Origin of the sequence: Microvirga lupini (assembly GCF_014191055.1) — a bacterium.
GTDB lineage: Bacteria > Pseudomonadota > Alphaproteobacteria > Rhizobiales > Beijerinckiaceae > Microvirga > Microvirga lupini_A.
On the sequence record NZ_JACHWB010000001.1, the window covers coordinates 428,479 to 447,190 of the forward strand.

The window sequence follows — 18,712 nt, forward strand, 5'->3', positions numbered from 1 at the left end:
GGAAACAAATGCAAACGAAAGCAACGCTCAAAACCCTGTTGGCCGCTAGTGTTGTGGGCTTCGGCCTGTCCCAGGCTGCCCTGGCGCAGGAGACCATCAAGATCGGTTCGGTTCTGTCGGTGACTGGGCCGTCTTCTTTCCTGGGCGAGCCTGAGGACAAGACGCTCAGGATCTATGTCGATAAGATCAACGCGACTGGCGGTGTTAACGGCAAGAAGATCGAGCTGGTGATCTATGACGACGGTGGCGATGCCAACAAGGCGCGCACCTTCGCAACGCGTCTTATCGAGGACGACGAGGTGATCGCCATGGTCGGCGGCACGACGACCGGCTCCACCATGGCGATGATCCCGGTGTTCGAGGATGCCAAGGTTCCGTTCATTTCGCTCGCGGGTGCTATCGAAGTGATCGATCCCGTGCGCAAGTTCGTCTTCAAGACGCCGCACACCGACAAGATGGCATGCGAAAAGATTTTTGAGGATCTGAAGAAGCGCAACCTCACCAAGATCGGCCTGATCTCCGGCACCGACGGCTTCGGCGCTTCCATGCGGGCGCAATGCGTGAAGGTTGCGCCCAATTACGGCATGCAGATCGTGGCCGACGAAAACTACGGCCCGCGTGACAGCGACATGACGGCTCAGCTCACGAAGATCAAGAACACGGCTGGTGTGCAAGCGGTGGTCAATCCCGGCTTCGGTCAGGGCCCCGCCATCGTGACCCGCAACTATGCCCAGCTCGGCATGAACAGCATCCCATTCTACCAGAGCCACGGCGTCGCCTCGAAGAGCTTCATCGATCTCGCGGGGGCTGCAGCGGAGGGCGTCCGCCTGCCGGCGGCCGCACTGCTCGTGGGCGACAAGCTGCCGGAGAGCGATCCGCAGAAAAAGGTCGTGACCGAGTACAAGCAGACCTATGAGAGTGCCACTAAGCAGCCTGTTTCGACCTTCGGCGGTCATGCCTATGATGGCCTCTTCATCCTGGTCGAAGCTATGAAGCGCGCGAACTCCACGGATTCGGAGAAGATCCGCGACGAGATCGAGAAGACCAAAGGCTTTGTTGGCACCGGCGGCATCGTGAATATGTCGGCGACTGATCACCTTGGCCTCGATCTCTCGGCCTTCCGCATGCTCGAAATCAAGGGTGGCGACTGGAACCTCGTGGCATCGGGCAGCTGATCCGCGCTGATAGGGACCAGACGGGAGGCCGATGATCAGCCTCCCGTTTGTCAATCTGACGAACGCGGGACTGCATCATGGCCGAGTTCCTCCAGTTTCTCATCTCCGGTCTGACGGTTGGCGCCGTCTACGCGCTCGTCGCACTGGGCTTCACGCTGATCTACAACGCATCCGGCGTGGTGAACTTCGCCCAGGGTGAGTTCGTCATGCTCGGCGGCATGGTGACGGTGTTCGCATCGGCCGCCGGTGTTCCGCTGCCGCTGGCTGCCGTCGTTGCCATCGTGGTCGCCGTCGTGATCGGCCTTCTCCTTCATCGCCTTGCCATCGAGCCTGCCCGCGGCGCATCGGCCGTGACGCTCATCATCATTACGATCGGCGCGTCGATCCTGCTCCGCGGCCTTGCCGCGATCATCTTCGACAAGCAGTTTCACAAGCTCCCCGGTTTCTCGGGCGAGACGCCCATCGACATTCTCGGCGCGGCCGTCCAGCCTCAGAGCTTCTGGGTTCTCGGCGGAACGGCGGTCGTCGTGGTGGCGCTCTACGTCTTCCTCGAGCACACGCTTCTCGGGAAGGCCGTTCTGGCAACGGCTGCAAACCGGTTGGCGGCGCGCTTGGTCGGCATCAACACGACCACGATCATGGCGCTGGCCTTCGGAGGTTCCGCCGCCATCGGGGCGATTGCCGGTATTCTCGTGACGCCCATTACACTCACGAACTACGATGTCGGCACGCTGCTGGCCCTGAAAGGCTTCGCCGCCGCCATGCTGGGCGGCATGGGTAATCCGTTGGGCGCTGTTGTGGGCGGACTTCTGCTGGGTCTGCTGGAAGCCTTCGGTGCGGGCTACCTGAGTTCCACCTATAAGGACGCCTTCGCGTTCCTGGTCATCCTCATCGTCCTGTTCGCAGCCCCACAGGGTCTGTTCGGACGCCGAGCCGTCGAGAGGGTGTGAGGATGGGTGCTCTCACGAACCAGCGCTTCCTGATTCTCGCCGTGCTGGCGGTGGTGATCGCCGTCCTGCCGTTCGTCTTTCCCTCAAGTTATTACTTCCGCGTCGCGTCGCTCGTGTGGGTGTCGGCGCTCGCAGCCATAGGCCTCAACATCCTCATGGGGCAGGCCGGCCAAGTCAGTCTCGGCCATGCGGCGTTCTTCGGAATCGGCGCCTATGCAGTAGCAATCGGACCGGCCCACCTCGGCATCCCGCCTTGGGCGGCGCTTCTCATCGGAGCTGCGCTCTCCGCCGTGCTCGCCTATCTTGTAGGGCGCCCGATCCTGCGACTGAAGGGCCATTATCTCGCCATTGCCACTCTTGGCCTCGGCGTGCTCGTTGCGCTGGTGATTTCGACGGAGAGCGGCTGGACCGGTGGGCCGGATGGTATGCCGGTGGAGCGGCTGATCCTGTTCGGCTGGCGCGTCAGCGGGTCGTATACATGGTATTGGGTGACAGGCGCGCTCCTGCTCGTCGGAACCTGGATCGCGCTCAACCTCGACGAGACACCGACGGGGCGGGCCTTCCGCGCGCTGCATGACAGCGAGGTGGCTGCACAGGTGGTGGGTGTCGACGTTGCCCGCTTCAAGCTGCAGGCCTTCGTGATCGCCGCCGTGTATGCCTCAATTGCCGGCTCGGCTCTGGCCTTCATGAACGGCTTTATCAATCCGGATCAGGCCGGCTTCCTGCACTCCGTGGAGCTCGTCACCATTGTGGTCCTCGGGGGGCTTGGATCAATCGTCGGCAGCATCGTGGGTGCCGCGGTTCTAGTCACGCTGCCGCAGGCGCTGACGATCTTCCATGAATACGAGCATCTTATGCTCGGCCTCATCATCATCGTGTCCATGATCTTCATGCGCAACGGCATCGTGCCGAGCGTCTCGGGCCTGTTCCTCAGGAGAGCACGGTCATGACGATCCTCAAAGCAACGGATATCGGCATCTCGTTCGGGGGCGTAAAGGCCGTCGATGGAGTGAGCTTTTCGGTGAGCCCCGGCCAGATCCTCTCGATCATTGGACCGAACGGGGCCGGAAAGACCACACTCTTCAACATCGTATCCGGGATCTATGCCGCGAACCGCGGCACGATCCACCTAGCCGATGAGGACGTCACAGGACTTGCCCCTCACAAACTGGCAGCGCGTGGGCTGTCCCGCACCTTCCAGAACCTGCAGATCTTCCAACGCATGACGGCATGCGAAAACGTCATGGTCGGGCGTCATCTCCGGGAGAAGTGCAGCCTCCTGCCGGCGCTGTTCAGAACTCCATCCGTGACGCGCCAGAATCGGGAGACGCGCGCTGCAGCGCTCGATCTCCTTGCTTATGTGGGCCTGAAGGATGTGGCGGATGTGCCGGCCGGCTCGCTTCCCTACGGGGCCTGCAAGCGTCTCGAGATCGCGCGATCCCTCGCGGCCGAGCCGCGCGTGCTGCTCCTCGATGAACCGGCTGCCGGCTGCAATGCGGTCGAGACCGAGGAGATCGACCATCTAATCCGGCAGGTCGCCGACAGAGGTGTCGCGGTGGTGCTCGTCGAGCACGACATGAAGCTCGTCATGAAGATTTCCGACAGGATCCTGGTTCTGGAGCGAGGCAGGCCGCTGGCCGAGGGAACGCCGCGGGAGGTGCGCGATGATCCAAAGGTCCTTGAGGCTTATCTGGGACAGCACGGCGCCCGGGAGGCTGCCCGTGCTTGAGGTGGAGAACCTGCGCAGCGCATACGGCCGCATCGAGGTCCTGAAAGGCGTCAGCCTCGAGGTGCGTGCCGGCGAAGTCGTGGCGCTTGTCGGTGCGAACGGTGCGGGAAAGACCACGCTGCTGCGCGCACTCTCGGGCGTGCAGCCGATGACCGGCGGCGAGATCCGCTTCAAGGGACAGCGCATCGACCGCCTGCCACCTCACCAGCGCGTGGAGCTCGGCATCACCCAGTCGCCCGAAGGTCGGCAGGTGTTCGGACCTCTTACTGTTGAAGACAATCTGAGGCTCGGGGCCTATCGCCGACGTGACAAGGACATCGAGCAGGATCGCGATCGGGTTTTTGCGATGTTCCCGATCCTGGCCGAAAAGCGCCATCTTCTCGCCGGCGGATTGTCGGGCGGTCAGCAGCAGATGCTGGCCATCGGCCGAGCCCTGATGGGGCGTCCTAAGCTCCTGCTGCTGGATGAACCGTCGCTTGGATTGTCGCCGCTCCTGGTCGATCAGATCCTCGATGCCATCGTGTCTCTGAGGAAAGACGGCATCACAGTGCTACTGGTGGAGCAGAATGCCAGTGCGGCACTGGCGATCGCGGATCGGGGCTACGTGCTTGAGACGGGAAAGGTGGCCTATAGCGGAACCGGCTCTTCCTTGCTCTCCGATCCTCAGGTTAAGGCGGCTTATCTTGGAATCGAATAACACGTCGATCCGATTATTCTGACGCTGTATCCAGCGACTCCATGCTCTGTTTCGCGAGGGCAATCGCTTCCTGAAGCGCCACGTGCTCGCAGATGTGGTTGGCCAGGATCAGGACGAGGCGGCTGTTGAGCGCTGCACTCTCCTCCTCTGAGAGACCTCGATGCGCTTCGATCAGCGCGCGGTAGGCACGGTCCGGGTCAATAAAACGGCTTTCAGTCACAAGCGTGCTCATGCATGACCCTCCCCAAAGCCTCTCAGGCGGCGCGAAGCTTCTTCAATCAGCGAGGGTGCGGCATGGCGCCAGCGCGCTGCAAGGTGTTGATCGGGACGCACGAGATAGGTGCTCCCAGGATGTGCGTCAAATCGCTGGGTAAAGAATCCGTGCTCGTCGACGAGATCCTTGCCGATGATGAGAACACGAGAGCCCACTGGGGGTTGCGCCTCGTTTTGAACATGCAGGATCGTCTCCTCGCCCCCAATGGCATCAAGCAGCCAGATCGGCTGTCCGCTGTGGTCGCGCATGGGAGCGTCGGGAAGAGGCGCTCCCAGATGCGCAGATCCGGACCACCTGTCTGTATCGGGCGTCGAGAGAGGCGAATCATAGGTGGATGGCATCGACAGCCTGCCCGAGTTCACCATCCGTTTGGCGAAGGGAGCATGGCGCGCAAGAGCCAAGGTTGCGTCGCGAAAGCGAAGCTCCTGCGCCGAGCGTGGTGCGATGAAGTCCGTCGATCGGGTCGAGTGGCCGATATTCTCATCGGCCGCGGCGGAGCGCTCGAGATCGTACGACGCAATCAGGCTCTCCGGTGCCTCTCCCTTCAGGACGAATGCGAGCTTCCAGGCCAGGTTCTCCGCATCCTGAATGCCGGAATTTGCGCCTCGCGCTCCAAAAGGCGAGACCTGATGAGCTGCATCTCCGACAAAGACCACGCGACCATGAACGAAACGCTCCAGACGACGGCACTGGAAGGTGTAGACCGACACCCACTCCAGCGAGAAATCGTCATGCCCCAGCATCTGCCTGAGCCGCGGGATGACGCGTTCGGGCATTTGCTCGGCTTTCGCGTCCGCATCACGCCCAAGCTGCAGGTCGATGCGCCAGACATCGTCCGGCTGCTTGTGCAGAAGAGCGGAATGGCCCTCATGGAACGGCGGATCGAACCAGAACCAGCGCTCGGGCGGAAAATCGCCTTTCATCTTCACGTCGGCAATGAGGAAGCGGTCCTCGAAGGCCTCTCCCTGGAACGGGAGTCCGAGCATCCCGCGTAAGGCGGAGCGCGCACCATCGGCAGCGACGACCCAGTCGGCATCGAGATCGTAGCGGCCTTCGGGCGTTTCGACCGTGAGGGTCGCCCCGTCATTGCGGTGCTTCAGGCCAACCACCTTGTTGCGCCATCGGATCTCAAGGTTCGGCAATGCTGCAGCACGTTCCACCAGGGCATGCTCCAAGTAATATTGCTGGAGATTGATGAAGGCCGGCATCTTGTGCCCATCTTCGGGCAGAAGATCGAAGGCGTAGAGCAGATCGTTGCGTTGAAAGACCTTGCCGATCTTCCAAGTCACGCCCTTTTCGAGGCAAGGATCTGCGGCACCGAGCCGGTCGAGGATCTCGAGAGTGCGCTTGGCATAGCAGATGCCGCGCGAACCTTCGCCGATCCTGTCCGCATCATCGAGGAGAACGACAGGAACGCCGCGCTGTGCGAGATCGATGGCCGTGCACAGCCCGACAGGTCCGGCACCAACGACGACAACGGGATGCCGGGCAGGGGAGGAGCGATCCTGGTCGAGGCAGCGGCGGTAGCCGTATTGATAGAGGATCTTGCGGGTGTTCATGACCCTTTCCCTTCCTCCACCCTGTTCTGAGCATCAGCCCTGAAGGGCAGCCCACATCTCGCGGTCCCGCTCGGCCGTCCAGATCACCGGATGATCGATGCCGGAGGCCTCATCAAAGGCGCGGGAGACGTTGAAGGGGAGGCAGTGTTCATAGATAGCGAAGTCCCCGAACTTCGGGTCCATGACCTCGCGGGTTGCGGCAAAGGTCTCTCTCAGCGAGCGCCCGCGCACCACCGACAACTCGGCTGCGCCATAAAGGGTGGTGACGAAATCGCGAGTCATGGCCACCGCCTCGCGCACCTGCCGGCTGCCCTGGAGGGCTGCGCCGCGACCGGGAGCGATGGACTGAGGCTGGAAGTCCAGGATGGCGTCGAGTGTCAGCGGCCATTCTCGCAAATGAGCATCGCCGCAATAACAGGCCGAGTGATACTCCACGAGGTCGCCGGTGAACATCACCTCCGCATCCGGCACCCAGGCGACAATGTCACCCGCCGTGTGGCCGGCGCCAAGATGAAACAGCTTCACCTCACGCTTGCCGAGAAACACCGACATGCCGCTCTCGAAGGTCAGGGTAGGCCACGTGAGGCCGGGCGGGATGCTGCTCTCGCCTTTGAACAGGCGTGGGAAGCGGCCGATCTCCGAGGCCTTGTCCTGCTCGCCGCGCTCGACGATCAGGTCATAGGTGGCGTTGGAGGCGATGATACCTTGTGCGTTGTAGGCGGAGGCGCCGAGGACACGCACGGCATGGTAATGGGATAGAACAACATACTTGATCGGCTTGTCGGTCACGGATCGCACGCGCGCGATCACGTCCTCGGCCATCATTGGGGTCGCCTGCGCGTCGATGACCATGCAGCCGTCGTCCCCGACGATGATACCGGAGTTGGGGTCGCCCTCAGCTGTATAGGCATAGAGACCCGCCCCGATTTCGGTGAAGGACACGGTTTTCTCAGACAGATCTCCCGTCGAGGCAAAAGCCTTTTCGGTCATGGCGTTTCTCCCATCCTGGCGTGTCACTCATGCTACTTGCCATAGGGGGCAGATGCGTGAGCTTTTTGTCGACAGTTGCTCAGGAGGCAGGTTAGCCGTGAACCTTTGATCGTCAAGATCGTAAAGGTGGCTGGGTGTAGGACCGCTTCACCGGATTTTGGTAACCAACCTTATGATGAACCTGCGCTGGGAAACGGACGCCGGCGCCGGTGGTACGGATGATCCAAGCCTTGCAGCATCGAGAGCTGCCTGATCAGCCGCAGGATGGCCCGAACTGCCTGTAATCGATGAGCTGATGATGCGGCCGGAATCATCGATCGTGAACGATACCGTTGCAGATCCGTTGAAGCCCTGACTGCGCAGAGCATCCGGAATGCGGAAACGACTCTGTAGAGCGGCTCTTACGCGCGCGCCATAACTTCTGAGCACATCCGGATCGGCCGAGGCTGCGGAACCCTGCGTATTCTCACGGGAAGAGGAGGCTTGGCCTTGCCGAGCCTCGGATGGTGGCCTCGTCTCGGCAACAGTCCGGCGCGGAGGAGGCTTGCGCTCAACAGGCTTCTCGACTGGTTTTCTCTCGGGTCTCTTCGGTGGGGGCCTATTCTCCAGAGGCTTCGCGAAAACCGTCTCGGGTGGCGGAAGGGCGACCACAGGTTCGGGCTCCGCCGCCAACTCTGTTGCGGCAAGAGGAACTTCGGCGACGTCCTCTCGTTCGGAGACTTTCGCCACTTCCTCGGGCTGTTCCGCGGTCACTTCGTCCGGAGGCAAAGGCTCGACCGCTTCCGGTTCCGGCAGCACCTCCTGCGGGTCGACCGGAGGGGCTTCCATGGCAGCGACTTCCGCCGATGCGACGGACGGCGCCTCTTCCAGGGCGGGAGCTACATCGATGGTAATTTCCTGCTCGCCGGGCGGATCGTCTGTTTCATGCGGCCAGAAGGTCACTGCCGCCGCCATGGCGGAGTGCAGGGCAAGCGCCGTGATGAAGGCAATCCCAAGCCGCCTCGGCTCCTGCAGCGGTTCTATGCTCTGAACTGACATGGGGAGATCTTACTGGGCCGGGGTTCCGCTCGGTGCCTGGGCGATGAGAGAGACCTTGCTGAAGCCGGCTGCACTGACCTGCCCCATGATCTCGACGATGCGCCCATAAGGGACAGCCCTGTCTCCGCGGACCAGCACCACCTGGGTCGGATCGGCGCTCGCCAGGGCTCTGAGCTTAGGCATCATCGTGTCGGACGTGAGCGGCTCCTTGTCGAGGAACGGCTGGCCCTGCGCGTCGATGCTGACCACAACAGGCTGCTTTGGCTGTGACACCTTCGCGGCGGCTGTCTTCGGCAGGTTCACTGGAACGCCGACGGTCATAAGAGGCGCTGCCACCATGAAGATGATGAGCAGTACGAGCATCACATCGACGAGCGGCGTGACATTAATCTCGGACAGAGGTGCAACACCGAACTCGTCGTCCAGCTCGCCTGTGCGGAGCGGTCCCATACCCATTATTCGGCGGCCTCTGCGCGCAGATGGGGCTTGCGATCGCGCGCGAGCCGGTCACCGAGGGCCGTGATGCCCGCCGTGAAGGATTGCTGCAGGCGTCCGAGATCGGTGGTGAGCTTGTTGTAGGCAATCACGGCCGGAATGGCGGCGACGAGGCCGATCGCTGTAGCAAACAGGGCTTCGGCGATGCCGGGCGCCACCACCGAGAGGCTGGTGTCCTGGCTGGCTGCGATGGCGGAGAACGAATTCATGATGCCCCAGACCGTGCCGAACAGACCGATGAAGGGCGCAGCCGATCCCGTGGTGGCCAGGAACGGCAGCCCCACCTGGAGTTGGCGCATGTCGGCAGCAAGCGCAGCCCGCATGGCGCGCTCGATCCGCTCCCGCCGCTCCGCGCGGCTCTCCGACGGATCCTGATCGCGCCAGGCCTCCTGACCGGCGAGAATGATCCGCCCTGTCATCCTGGCTGATTGGGGGTGAAGCTTCTCGGCCGAGCGGGCTGACCGCTCAAAGGCACGCGCCTGATGGCGAACGCTCCTGAAGCGCATGAGTTTCTCGACGACAATTGTCCAGCATCCAAGCGAGGCCAAGACAAGCAGGATCATCACTCCTTTGACGATCGGGTCGGCCTGCAGAAACAGGCCCATGAAAGAAAGATCGTGCGGGGCGGCAGGGACGATGTCATTCATCACAGCAATCTCATTTCGTGAATGAAACGGTGTCGATCTTGGAAGAGGTCTCAAGGGCGGACAGGCACTCCTCCCGTGCACTCGCCGCGCCCTCGCAGGTCATGACATCATTGAGCAGAACGCTCCCGAACCGCGAGCAGCTCAAACCTGGAAAGTCGAAGAGCTTGATGAGGGTCTTGCGGCCCGGCACCGGGCCAACGTCGACGGCCAGCCTCTTGGCTGCGACACCGTCCGTGTCGAGGGCAAACAGATCGAGTTTCAGTGAGCGCCAGCTGTCGCCCTTCTGGTTGTCGATCAGGAAATAGGTTCGGCAATTCTCGCCCGCAGCCTCGATCCTGTTCAGTTCGATACGCAGAGGCGGGGGCGAAGCGCGGTCCTGGGCCAAAGCCGCTCCGCTGAAGGGAAGAAGCAGGGCAAGGCATGCCCATATGCTGCCTGTGCAATATCCAGGCTCGTTCCACGTGCTTGTCCCCATGAACTCTTCCCTCTCGTTCGTATGGACGAGGGCGCAGGATGCGCCGTCTCACCGATGCGGAATCAACCGCAGATGCTCCTTGGTTCGCCGGTCCGGCATAGGCTTGGAACCAGCGGGAGCTTCTCGTGAGATGATCAGAGGAAATATCTGGGAGAACTCATTCAGATCAAGGGGTTATCCGAAAATCAGAGGCGTTCTAAAACAAGCCCTACGGTGTTGAGAACGGGGGTGATTTCGGCTCTTTAAAAAGCTTTCAAAGTAAATTTTTCCCATTTTTGATCGGGGTGATCCTGCCTGATGCCTCTCGACTATTCACGAATGTGCATCATCTGCGTTTCACAAAAATACCGCTTTGGAGAAGAACAAGGGGCGGACATAGGCTTTACATCAAGGAGTTTCAGCGTGGGTTTCAAAGGTCACGACAAACCCTTTCCCGCTTGGTATCCCTATGCCTTCGTCGGCGGGATCGCTGCCCTTGCAACAGCGCTTTATGTGCTGGGCTGACTACGTCGAGGCCACCTGGCTCACCAAGTCAGGCGCTTCCTGCCGAGGCGCTATGTTTCTCTCATGTCAGAGTCAGATCATGAGTTTGCGGGCTTCATCATGCCCGTGACACTGCATCCCAAAGCGAAGCGAGGCAGTACATCCGTGCCTCGTTCACTTTTGGGAGAGTGTTGATCCTTGTGCAGGATCAACACGGTCATGATTGCCGGAATATGGTTAACACAATGTTAAAATTTGCTTCCCTAACGGAAGAGCTGGCGGCTGGCACTCCTCGAGTGCCCCAACCATCGAATCCGTTGAAGAAAGGAGGGCAAGTTCGACAGAGGAAACTTCCTCGTCCGCCCCTGGTCACATGACGGCGCCCACCTGCCAGGGAACGAACTCAAGGTCGCCATAGCCCAGCTCTTCCGATTTCGTGTGCTCTCCGGAGGCCACCTTCAGCAAAGTCTCGAAAATCTCCTGCCCTTTCGCCTCCAGGGAAACGCCATCGAGAATGTCACCGCAGTTGATGTCCATGTCGTCTATCATGCGGCGGTAAATGTCCGAGTTGGTAGAGAGCTTGAGGGACGGTGCCGGCTTGCAGCCGAAAGCGGAGCCACGACCCGTGGTGAAGGCGATGAGGTTCGCGCCGCCAGCCACCTGGCCCGTTGCGGCAACAGGATCGTAGCCGGGCGTGTCCATATAGACGAAGCCATGATCCTTGACCTGCTCGGCATATTCGTACACGGCCTGCAGTGTGGAGCGCCCACCCTTGGCGGAGGCGCCCAGGGACTTTTCGAGGATCGTCGTGAGGCCGCCTGCCTTGTTGCCCGGTGAGGGGTTGTTGTTCATCTCGCCGCCGTTGCGTTCCGTATAGGCCTCCCACCATCTGATCCGTGCAACGAGCTTCTCGCCGACTTCCCGCGTTGCAGCCCGGCGGGTGAGCAAATGCTCTGCGCCGTAGATCTCCGGCGTCTCAGACAGAATGGATGTCCCGCCGTGCCGGACAAGCAGGTCGGAAGCGACGCCCAAGGCCGGATTGGCCGTGAGGCCGGAATAGCCGTCAGATCCGCCGCATTGGAGAGCCAGGATCAGCTCGGAAGCCGGGCGGGTCTCACGCTGGGCTCTGGCGGCAATCGGCAGCATGTCTTTCACCGCGTCGACGATGGCTTGGACCGTCTTTCGAGTGCCGCCTGTCTCCTGGATGGTCAGCGTGCGAAATGTCTCCGTTTCGGTGAGGCCATATTCCTGCTTCATGCGTCCAATCTGGAACACTTCGCACCCCAGACCGACCATAATCACGCCCGCGAAATTGGGGTGGCTAGCATAGCCCCACTGGGTCCGGCGCAGGATCTCGAAACCCTCGCCATAAGCCGCATGGCCACAGCCCGTGCCATGAACGATGGCCACGATGCCGTCGATTCCAGGATAGTCGCGCAAGACGCCTGAGCGCTCCACCTCTGCCGCGGCAAAGCGGGCGACCGAGGCCGAGCAGTTCACGGAGGTGAGGATGCCGATATAGTTGCGGGTGCCGGTCTTGCCGGAGGCTCGTCGGTAGCCCTGAAAGGTCGCCTGCAGCTCCGGCGGCAGCAGATCGTCGTCTCCTGCCTCGGCGCAGAAGGCATAGTCCCGCTCGAAATCGTGCAGGCCCACATTGTGTTCATGCACCCACTCGCCCGGCGCGATATGGCTCTTGGCGAAACCGATGATCTGGCCGAACTTTCGGATCGGCTCTCCCTCGCTGATCGGTTCCACGGCCATCTTGTGGCCGCGCAGGATGCGCTCGCGGGCCGTCAGCCCGGCAGCGTCGGCGCCCTGGTTCACGAGATCGATGGCAATGACGACGTTGTCGTCAGGTGAAAGACGGATGGTCCGTGGTGTGTTCATGACAATCACTTTTCGAAATCAAAGGTAGCCGATTTCCTTGAGGAATCGCGGCAGCCAAAGAACGGTTTCTGGGACAAAGGTGATGAGGAGGAGGACGAGGAGCAAGGGCACCAGCCAAGGAGCACAGGCCTTCATGCACTCCTCGAAGGATATTTTTGCCACACGGGTTAGCACGTAAAGGACCATCCCGACAGGAGGGGTCAGCAGTCCGATCATCAGGTTCAGCACCATTATGAGCCCGAAATGAACCGGGTCGATTCCGAGCTTTATGGCAACCGGTAGCAGCACTGGCGTCAGGATGGTAATGGCTGCAATCGTCTCCATGAAGCAGCCGACGATCAACAGGAAGACGTTCACCAGAAGCAGGAAGGTGATCGGATCGGCCGCATAGGTGATGATCCACTCACCAAGGGCATCGGTGGTGCGGGTCGTGGTCAGCACCCAACCAAAGATCGAAGCCCCTGCCACGATGAGAAGAACCACGGCTGTTGTCTCAATCGTGTCCATGGTGACACGGATAAACTGGCGCAGGCTCAGCACCGAATAGCGGGGTCGCTGCCCGCGCGCCGCAAGCACCAGGTTGAAACTGCGATGAATTACGGTCGACAGCAGAAGTGCGTAGGCGCAGGCGAAGACAGCCGCTTCCGTGGGAGTAAACAGGCCGAAGCTCATGCCGCCGATGATGATGGCAGGCGTCAGAAGAGGCAGAAAGGCATTGAGGAACGAACGCCCTAGGCGGCCAAGCTCGAACCGCGCATCGCGCCCGATTCCATAATGATGCGCATAGAGAGCCACAGTGGCCGACATGAAGAGGGCCATGATCAGGCCGGGGATGATTCCTGCAACGAAGAGCGCATTGATCGAGGCATTGGCCACGACGCCGTAGATGACGAGGGGGAGGGATGGCGGAATGATCGGCCCGATGGTCGATGAGGCGGCCGTGAGGCCCACGGCGAATTTTGTGTCGTAGCCATGGTCACGCATGGCCTTGATCTCGATCGTCCCGAGGCCGCCTGCGTCCGCAACGGCGGTTCCGGACATTCCGGCGAAGATGACGGAACCGGCGACGTTCACGTGGCCAAGGCCACCCCTGAGCCAGCCGACAGCTGCAACGGCGAAATCATAGATCTGCTTGGTGATCCCGGCGGAGTTCATCAGGTTGCCGGCCATGATGAAGAAGGGAACGGCGAGTAGCGGGAAGGAGTCGACGCCATTCACCATGCGGTGAATCACCGTAATCACCGGAGTGGTGATTTCGCCCGTCAGGTTTCCGACAAACAGAAACAGGAGCGAGGAACCGGCCAGGGCCACTGCAATCGGGACGCCGATGACGATCATGACCAGCAGCGCGACAAGCATCAGAGTAATGAGCATGGAGATTTCCGCCCTTAGTCGATGGTCAGGCCGTGAGGGGCATCCGCCTCACGGCCGCGGAGACGCCGCAGGAAGCGCAGGATCGCATGCACGGTCACGCCAACCAGGGCCGCGGAAACCGCCCAGTAGAGATAGCTTTTCGGAATGTCGATGGAGACCATGTAGCCCGGAGCAAGGGCGCCGAGCTGATAGGCATACCATGCCATGGCGCCACAGAAGAGGGCAACAAGGCCGTCTACTGCAACAAGGGTCCAGTGCCTGGCCCCACGGGGAAGGTAGACGAGAAGGGCCTCCACGGCGATATGGGAGCCCTTGCGCATGGCCGTCACCGAGCCGACAAAGGTGACGAGGATGAGGAGATAGCGGGCAATCTCCTCCGTCCATCCCAAGGAGTTGTTCAGGACGTAGCGGGTGAAGAACTGCAGGAAGACGATTCCGAACAGAATCCAGAAAATCGCAAAAATCACGGCATCGGACCACCGAAGGTCGGAGAGATCCACATGCGCTTCCTCTTCCCGCCATTGCTCGAAGAGCTCATCCATCTCCCGGTGAATGTCGTCCGGGGGAGTCGCATCGACCCTCCCTTTGGTCATGACGGGGGCCTGGGTGTTCTGCATTACGGGCATTCTTTCCAGCTTTCCTCAACGAGGGGCGTGAGGCTCTCTCGAGGAAGAGGGCCTCCGCTGTCGTGCTAGTTGGTGGTTGCCTTGATCGCCTGGAGACGGTCGTAGACTGTCTTGTCCCAGGTCGCGTCAGGACCCATGTGCATCTTGACCACGGCTTCGCGGAACGGCGTCCGATCCACCGCGACCACGTTCTTGCCCTGTCCCTTGAACCAGTCGACCAACTCCTTCTCCATCTTGACGATGTCGTCGGTGCATTTGTCGGCCGCCTCCTGCAGGATTTCGGTCAGGGCCTTCTGCTCGTCGGCCGAGAGGCGCTTCATCGTGCCGCCGGACACGATGGTGAGAAGGGCATCCGTGATGTGCCCCGTCAGCACGATATTCTTCTGAACCTCGTGGAACTTCTTGGCCTGGATGGTGACGAGCGGGTTTTCCTGCGCGTCCACCACGCCTTGCGAGAGCGCCAGATAAACCTCCGCGAAGGCGATCGGCGTCGGGTTGGCCCCGACAGCTCTCGGGAACATGGTGTAGAGCGGCGCATCGGGCACGCGGATCTTCACCCCCTTCATGTCCTCGGGCTTGGTGATGTCCTTGTTCGCCGTCACGTGCCGCTCGCCGTAGTAGGTAAGGCTCACGACCCTGTGTCCGGTCTTCTTCTCGTATCCCTGGCCAAGCTCCTTGAAGAGATCGGATTTCCGGAAAGCATTCCAATGGCCAAAATCGCGGAACATGTAGGGTGCGCCGCCGATGGCGACCGGTCCATGGGCGCGGCCGGCGAAGAGCTGGCCCGTATAGATGATATCGACTGTGCCGAGGGACAGGCCTTCGTTGATGTCGCTCTCCTTGCCAAGCGATGAGGCCGGGAAGACCTCGATCGTATACTTCCCATTGGTCCGCTTCTTAAGTTCCTCACCTGCCCAGAGGGCCCACTTATGATAAGGCTCGGATGCCTCATAGACATGCGCCCATTTGAGCTTGGTCTGAGCGCTGGCCGGCAAGGCGGGGAGGGCGACAGTCGCGGCCGCAATCAGGCCGAAGGCTAGGCGGCGGGTCAAAGATGGCATAGGCGTTCCTCCGAAAAGCCCGGCTCTGCGGCCGGTGCGTGATGACTGGCGGGTGATGTTCCCGCCAGAGGCACCCGACAAGCTGGTGGCTTTCGCCCATCGGTTGGGCTAACATGTTAGGCAAATGGACGCGTTCGACAAGAGAAAATACTACGAATTCCTAACTCCCTTGGAACGAGGCCCGCGGGGAAATACGACCGAGCAGGTTGAGCGCTCGCTTCGGGCAGCCATCGTCGATCTCGAGTTCGCGCCTGGCGAGTTCATCGACAAGGGGGCGGTTTGCGTCGCCCTGGGGGTGTCCCGGTTCCCCATTTCAGAGGCACTGACACGCCTTGCCACGGAGGGACTTGTCGAAATCCTGCCTCAACGCGGCAGCCGGGCCGCCCGCATCCGCCTGTCGGAAATCCAAGAATCGATGCTGATTCGCCAAGCCCTCGAATGCATGGTGGCGGAAAAGGCGGCCGAGCACCTTTCGGCAGCCGATATGGAAGCTCTTCGTGAAAACCTGCTGGCCCAGCAGGAGGCCGTCGAGCGGGGGGATCGCCCTGGCTTCTATGCTCTCGACCTGCAGTTTCATGCGATCCTGGTCGAAGGACTGAATCTCCCCCGCGTGGCTGCCGTGATCGATGCATCCCGTGCCAATATCGACCGGGTGCGCCGACTCCTCTCATCGCCACGGCGGCATACCGTGACCTTGGCCGAACATCGTGAGATCTTCCACGCCCTGGAAACCCGGAACTCTCATGCGGCGCACAAAGCCATGGCGGCTCACCTCCAGGCGGTGATGGACGAATTGGGACGCTTCTCGGCCGAGCATGCGGATGTCTTCGTGCATAGCTGATTGGTGGAGACGAAAGGGTTGGCCGGATTGGTTCGGCGGTGGCTCGGCAGGATTAGTTGAAGGGTCTGGAAGCCCTATCCCCAGGCCTAACATCCGCATTGTTGCACCTATGGCCAGATGGTGTTTCTTTCCTAGTTCTCTCCTGAGGAGAACGACCAATCATGACAGCTGACGCACCTCTGTCCCTTCACGTGCCGGAACCGGCCGTTCGTCCGGGGGGATCCCCGGATTTCTCGAATGTCAAAATCCCCAAGGCAGGGGCCGTCCCCAGACCGAACATCGATGTTGAGCCGGAATCCATCCGGGATCTTGCGTTCTCGATCATTCGTGTTCTGAATCGGAGTGGCGAGGCCGTCGGCCCGTGGGCGGGCCTGCTGAGAGACGAGGAGCTGATCGAGGGCATGCGTCATATGATGACGCTACGGACCTTTGATGCCAGGATGCTGATCGCCCAACGCCAGGGCAAGACATCCTTTTACATGCAGCACTTAGGCGAGGAGGCGATCAGCTGCGCCTTCCGCAAGGCACTCTCGCCCGGTGACATGAATTTTCCGACGTATCGCCAGGCCGGCCTCCTGATTGCGGACGGCTATCCCATGGTCGACATGATGTGTCAGGTCTATTCCAATTCGCGCGATCCGCTGAAGGGGCGTCAGTTGCCTGTCATGTATTCCTCTAAGGAGCATGGCTTCTTCACGATCTCCGGCAACCTCGCGACCCAGTACATCCAGGCGGTCGGCTGGGCGATGGCCTCGGCGATCCGTAACGATACCAAGATCGCTGCAGCGTGGATCGGCGACGGCTCGACGGCCGAGTCCGATTTCCATGCAGCGCTCGTCTTCGCCTCCACCTACAAGGCGCCGGTCGTCCTCAACATCGTCAACAACCAATGGGCGATCTCGACCTTCCAGGGCATTGCGCGCGGAGGATCGGGCACCTTCGCGGCGAGGGGCTTGGGCTTCGGCATCCCGTCGCTCAGGGTCGACGGCAACGATTATCTCGCCGTTTATGCCGTGGCCAAGTGGGCCATCGAGCGGGCCCGGCGCAATCTCGGGCCGACCCTCGTCGAGTATGTCACTTACCGGGCCGGGGCACATTCCACGTCAGACGATCCCTCAGCCTACCGGCCTAAGACCGAATCCGACGCTTGGCCTCTCGGCGATCCGATCATCCGCCTGAAGAACCACCTGATCGTGCGCGGCGTCTGGTCTGAGGAACGGCACAAGCAGGCCGAGGCCGAGATTCTCGATACGGTGATCGCCGCCCAGAAGGAGGCGGAGAGCTACGGCACGCTGCATGCGGGCGGCAAACCATCCGCACGCGACATGTTCGATGGCGTCTATGCCGAAATGCCGCCTCATCTGCGCCGGCAGCGCCAGCAGGCGGGGGTCTGATCCATGGCACGCATGACGATGATCGAAGCCATCCGGGACGCGATGGATGTGATGATGGCGCGCGATGAGCGTGTCGTGGTCTTCGGCGAGGATGTCGGCTACTTCGGCGGCGTCTTCCGCTGCACGGCAGGCCTCCAGCAGAAATACGGTAAGACCCGGTGTTTCGATGCTCCCATCAATGAGGCCGGCATCGTCGGAGCGGCGATTGGCATGGCGGCTTACGGGCTTCATCCCTGTATCGAGATCCAGTTCGCCGATTACATGTACCCGGCCTATGACCAGATCGTATCCGAGGCAGCCCGCCTGCGGTATCGCTCGAACAGCGAGTTCACCTGTCCGCTCGTCGTCCGCATGCCAACCGGCGGCGGCATCTTCGGTGGGCAGACTCACAGTCAGAGTCCCGAAGCCCTGTTCACCCATGTATCGGGATTGAAAACCGTCGTGCCGTCAAATCCTCACGATGCCAAAGGCCTCCTCATTGCGGCCATCGAGGATCCGGATCCGGTTATCTTCCTGGAACCGAAGCGGCTCTATAATGGACCTTTCGATGGCCATCACGATCGCCCGATCACGCCATGGTCGAAGCATGACCTCGGCGAGGTGCCAAGCGGCCATTTCACGTTGCCACTCGGAAAGGCATCGATCGTGCGGGAGGGAGCGGCCGTGACCGTGCTGGCCTACGGGACAATGGTCTATGTGGCTCAGGCGGCTGCGGCCGAAACGGGCGTCGATGCGGAGATCATTGATCTGCGCACCTTGCTTCCCCTCGATATGGAGACCATCGTTGCGTCCGTCAGGAAAACGGGACGTTGCGTGATCGTCCATGAGGCGACGCTCACGTCCGGGTTCGGGGCTGAGCTGGCGGCCCTTGTCCAAGAGGCCTGCTTCTTCCAACTCGAGGCGCCGATAGCGCGTGTGACGGGATGGGACACGCCATATCCTCATGCACAGGAATGGGACTATTTCCCAGGACCTGCACGGGTCGGACGTGCGCTTGTCGAAACGCTGGAGGCCTGA

At 61.2% G+C, this 18,712-nt stretch carries 20 protein-coding genes; 9 read left to right on the forward strand and 11 right to left on the reverse strand.

Going from position 1 to position 18,712, the window contains the following annotated elements:
• Positions 1-8: 8 nt before the first annotated feature.
• From FHR70_RS01980 to FHR70_RS02000, 5 genes are all read left to right on the forward strand, one after another.
• Positions 9-1,175 (forward strand): ABC transporter substrate-binding protein, encoded by a 1,167-nt coding sequence (locus tag FHR70_RS01980; RefSeq protein WP_183446572.1) that lies wholly within the window; start codon positions 9-11, stop codon positions 1,173-1,175.
• Positions 1,176-1,252: 77 nt separating this feature from the next.
• A complete protein-coding gene (locus FHR70_RS01985) occupies positions 1,253-2,125 on the forward strand; it encodes a branched-chain amino acid ABC transporter permease (protein ID WP_183446574.1) in 873 nt (290 codons plus the stop codon).
• A 2-nt stretch (positions 2,126-2,127) separates the two neighbouring features.
• Positions 2,128-3,075, forward strand: coding sequence for a branched-chain amino acid ABC transporter permease (locus tag FHR70_RS01990; RefSeq protein WP_183446576.1), 948 nt, complete (start codon positions 2,128-2,130; stop codon positions 3,073-3,075).
• On the forward strand, positions 3,072-3,854 hold the full coding sequence (locus FHR70_RS01995) for an ABC transporter ATP-binding protein (RefSeq protein WP_183446578.1): 783 nt from the start codon (positions 3,072-3,074) through the stop codon (positions 3,852-3,854). The genes FHR70_RS01990 and FHR70_RS01995 overlap by 4 nt, the downstream gene beginning before the upstream one ends.
• Positions 3,847-4,551 carry an ATP-binding cassette domain-containing protein gene (locus tag FHR70_RS02000; RefSeq protein ID WP_183446580.1) on the forward strand — a complete coding sequence of 235 codons (705 nt, stop codon included), beginning with the start codon at positions 3,847-3,849 and terminating at the stop codon, positions 4,549-4,551. The genes FHR70_RS01995 and FHR70_RS02000 overlap by 8 nt, the downstream gene beginning before the upstream one ends.
• A gap of 13 nt (positions 4,552-4,564) precedes the next feature.
• Here FHR70_RS02000 and FHR70_RS02005 read toward each other — a convergent pair whose 3' ends face one another.
• From FHR70_RS02005 to FHR70_RS02035, 7 genes are all read right to left on the reverse strand, one after another.
• Complete coding sequence (locus FHR70_RS02005; RefSeq protein ID WP_183446582.1) at positions 4,565-4,783, reverse strand: DUF2783 domain-containing protein; 219 nt, start codon at positions 4,781-4,783, stop codon at positions 4,565-4,567.
• Positions 4,780-6,384, reverse strand: a complete 1,605-nt coding sequence (locus tag FHR70_RS02010; RefSeq protein WP_183446584.1) for an FAD-dependent oxidoreductase — start codon at positions 6,382-6,384, stop codon at positions 4,780-4,782. The genes FHR70_RS02005 and FHR70_RS02010 overlap by 4 nt, the downstream gene beginning before the upstream one ends.
• 33 nt (positions 6,385-6,417) lie before the next feature.
• Complete coding sequence (locus FHR70_RS02015) at positions 6,418-7,374, reverse strand: MBL fold metallo-hydrolase (protein ID WP_183446586.1); 957 nt, start codon at positions 7,372-7,374, stop codon at positions 6,418-6,420.
• Positions 7,375-7,521: 147 nt separating this feature from the next.
• Positions 7,522-8,412 carry a TonB family protein gene (locus FHR70_RS02020; RefSeq protein WP_183446588.1) on the reverse strand — a complete coding sequence of 297 codons (891 nt, stop codon included), beginning with the start codon at positions 8,410-8,412 and terminating at the stop codon, positions 7,522-7,524.
• Between the two features lie 9 nt (positions 8,413-8,421).
• Positions 8,422-8,868, reverse strand: coding sequence for a protein TolR (gene tolR / locus FHR70_RS02025; protein ID WP_183446590.1), 447 nt, complete (start codon positions 8,866-8,868; stop codon positions 8,422-8,424).
• Positions 8,868-9,554, reverse strand: a complete 687-nt coding sequence (locus tag FHR70_RS02030) for a MotA/TolQ/ExbB proton channel family protein (protein ID WP_183446593.1) — start codon at positions 9,552-9,554, stop codon at positions 8,868-8,870. The genes tolR and FHR70_RS02030 overlap by 1 nt, the downstream gene beginning before the upstream one ends.
• Positions 9,555-9,564: 10 nt before the next feature.
• The gene (locus FHR70_RS02035; protein WP_246407781.1) at positions 9,565-9,939 is read right to left on the reverse strand and encodes a Tat pathway signal protein; all 375 of its coding nucleotides are present in this window, start codon (positions 9,937-9,939) and stop codon (positions 9,565-9,567) included.
• A gap of 387 nt (positions 9,940-10,326) precedes the next feature.
• Between FHR70_RS02035 and FHR70_RS02040 the strand changes: the two genes are divergently transcribed.
• Positions 10,327-10,533 carry a hypothetical protein gene (locus FHR70_RS02040; RefSeq protein ID WP_183446597.1) on the forward strand — a complete coding sequence of 69 codons (207 nt, stop codon included), beginning with the start codon at positions 10,327-10,329 and terminating at the stop codon, positions 10,531-10,533.
• 348 nt (positions 10,534-10,881) lie between these two features.
• On the opposite strand, the gene FHR70_RS02045 is transcribed toward FHR70_RS02040, so the two are convergent.
• From FHR70_RS02045 to FHR70_RS02060, 4 genes are all read right to left on the reverse strand, one after another.
• The gene (locus tag FHR70_RS02045) at positions 10,882-12,399 is read right to left on the reverse strand and encodes a UxaA family hydrolase (protein WP_183446599.1); all 1,518 of its coding nucleotides are present in this window, start codon (positions 12,397-12,399) and stop codon (positions 10,882-10,884) included.
• A gap of 18 nt (positions 12,400-12,417) precedes the next feature.
• Positions 12,418-13,773, reverse strand: coding sequence for a TRAP transporter large permease (locus tag FHR70_RS02050; RefSeq protein ID WP_183446601.1), 1,356 nt, complete (start codon positions 13,771-13,773; stop codon positions 12,418-12,420).
• Positions 13,774-13,787: 14 nt separating this feature from the next.
• On the reverse strand, positions 13,788-14,390 hold the full coding sequence (locus tag FHR70_RS02055; RefSeq protein WP_183446603.1) for a TRAP transporter small permease: 603 nt from the start codon (positions 14,388-14,390) through the stop codon (positions 13,788-13,790).
• 74 nt (positions 14,391-14,464) lie between these two features.
• Positions 14,465-15,460 (reverse strand): sialic acid TRAP transporter substrate-binding protein SiaP, encoded by a 996-nt coding sequence (locus tag FHR70_RS02060; RefSeq protein WP_183446605.1) that lies wholly within the window; start codon positions 15,458-15,460, stop codon positions 14,465-14,467.
• Between the two features lie 124 nt (positions 15,461-15,584).
• Between FHR70_RS02060 and FHR70_RS02065 the strand changes: the two genes are divergently transcribed.
• The 3 genes from FHR70_RS02065 (at position 15,585) to FHR70_RS02075 (ending at position 18,712) form a co-directional block, all read left to right on the forward strand.
• Positions 15,585-16,301: a GntR family transcriptional regulator gene (locus FHR70_RS02065; RefSeq protein WP_183446607.1), complete on the forward strand. Its 717-nt coding sequence runs from the start codon at positions 15,585-15,587 to the stop codon at positions 16,299-16,301.
• 161 nt (positions 16,302-16,462) lie between these two features.
• Positions 16,463-17,695, forward strand: coding sequence for a 3-methyl-2-oxobutanoate dehydrogenase (2-methylpropanoyl-transferring) subunit alpha (locus FHR70_RS02070; RefSeq protein WP_183446609.1), 1,233 nt, complete (start codon positions 16,463-16,465; stop codon positions 17,693-17,695).
• A gap of 3 nt (positions 17,696-17,698) precedes the next feature.
• Entirely contained in the window at positions 17,699-18,712 is a 1,014-nt protein-coding gene (locus FHR70_RS02075) for an alpha-ketoacid dehydrogenase subunit beta (protein WP_183446611.1), read from the forward strand.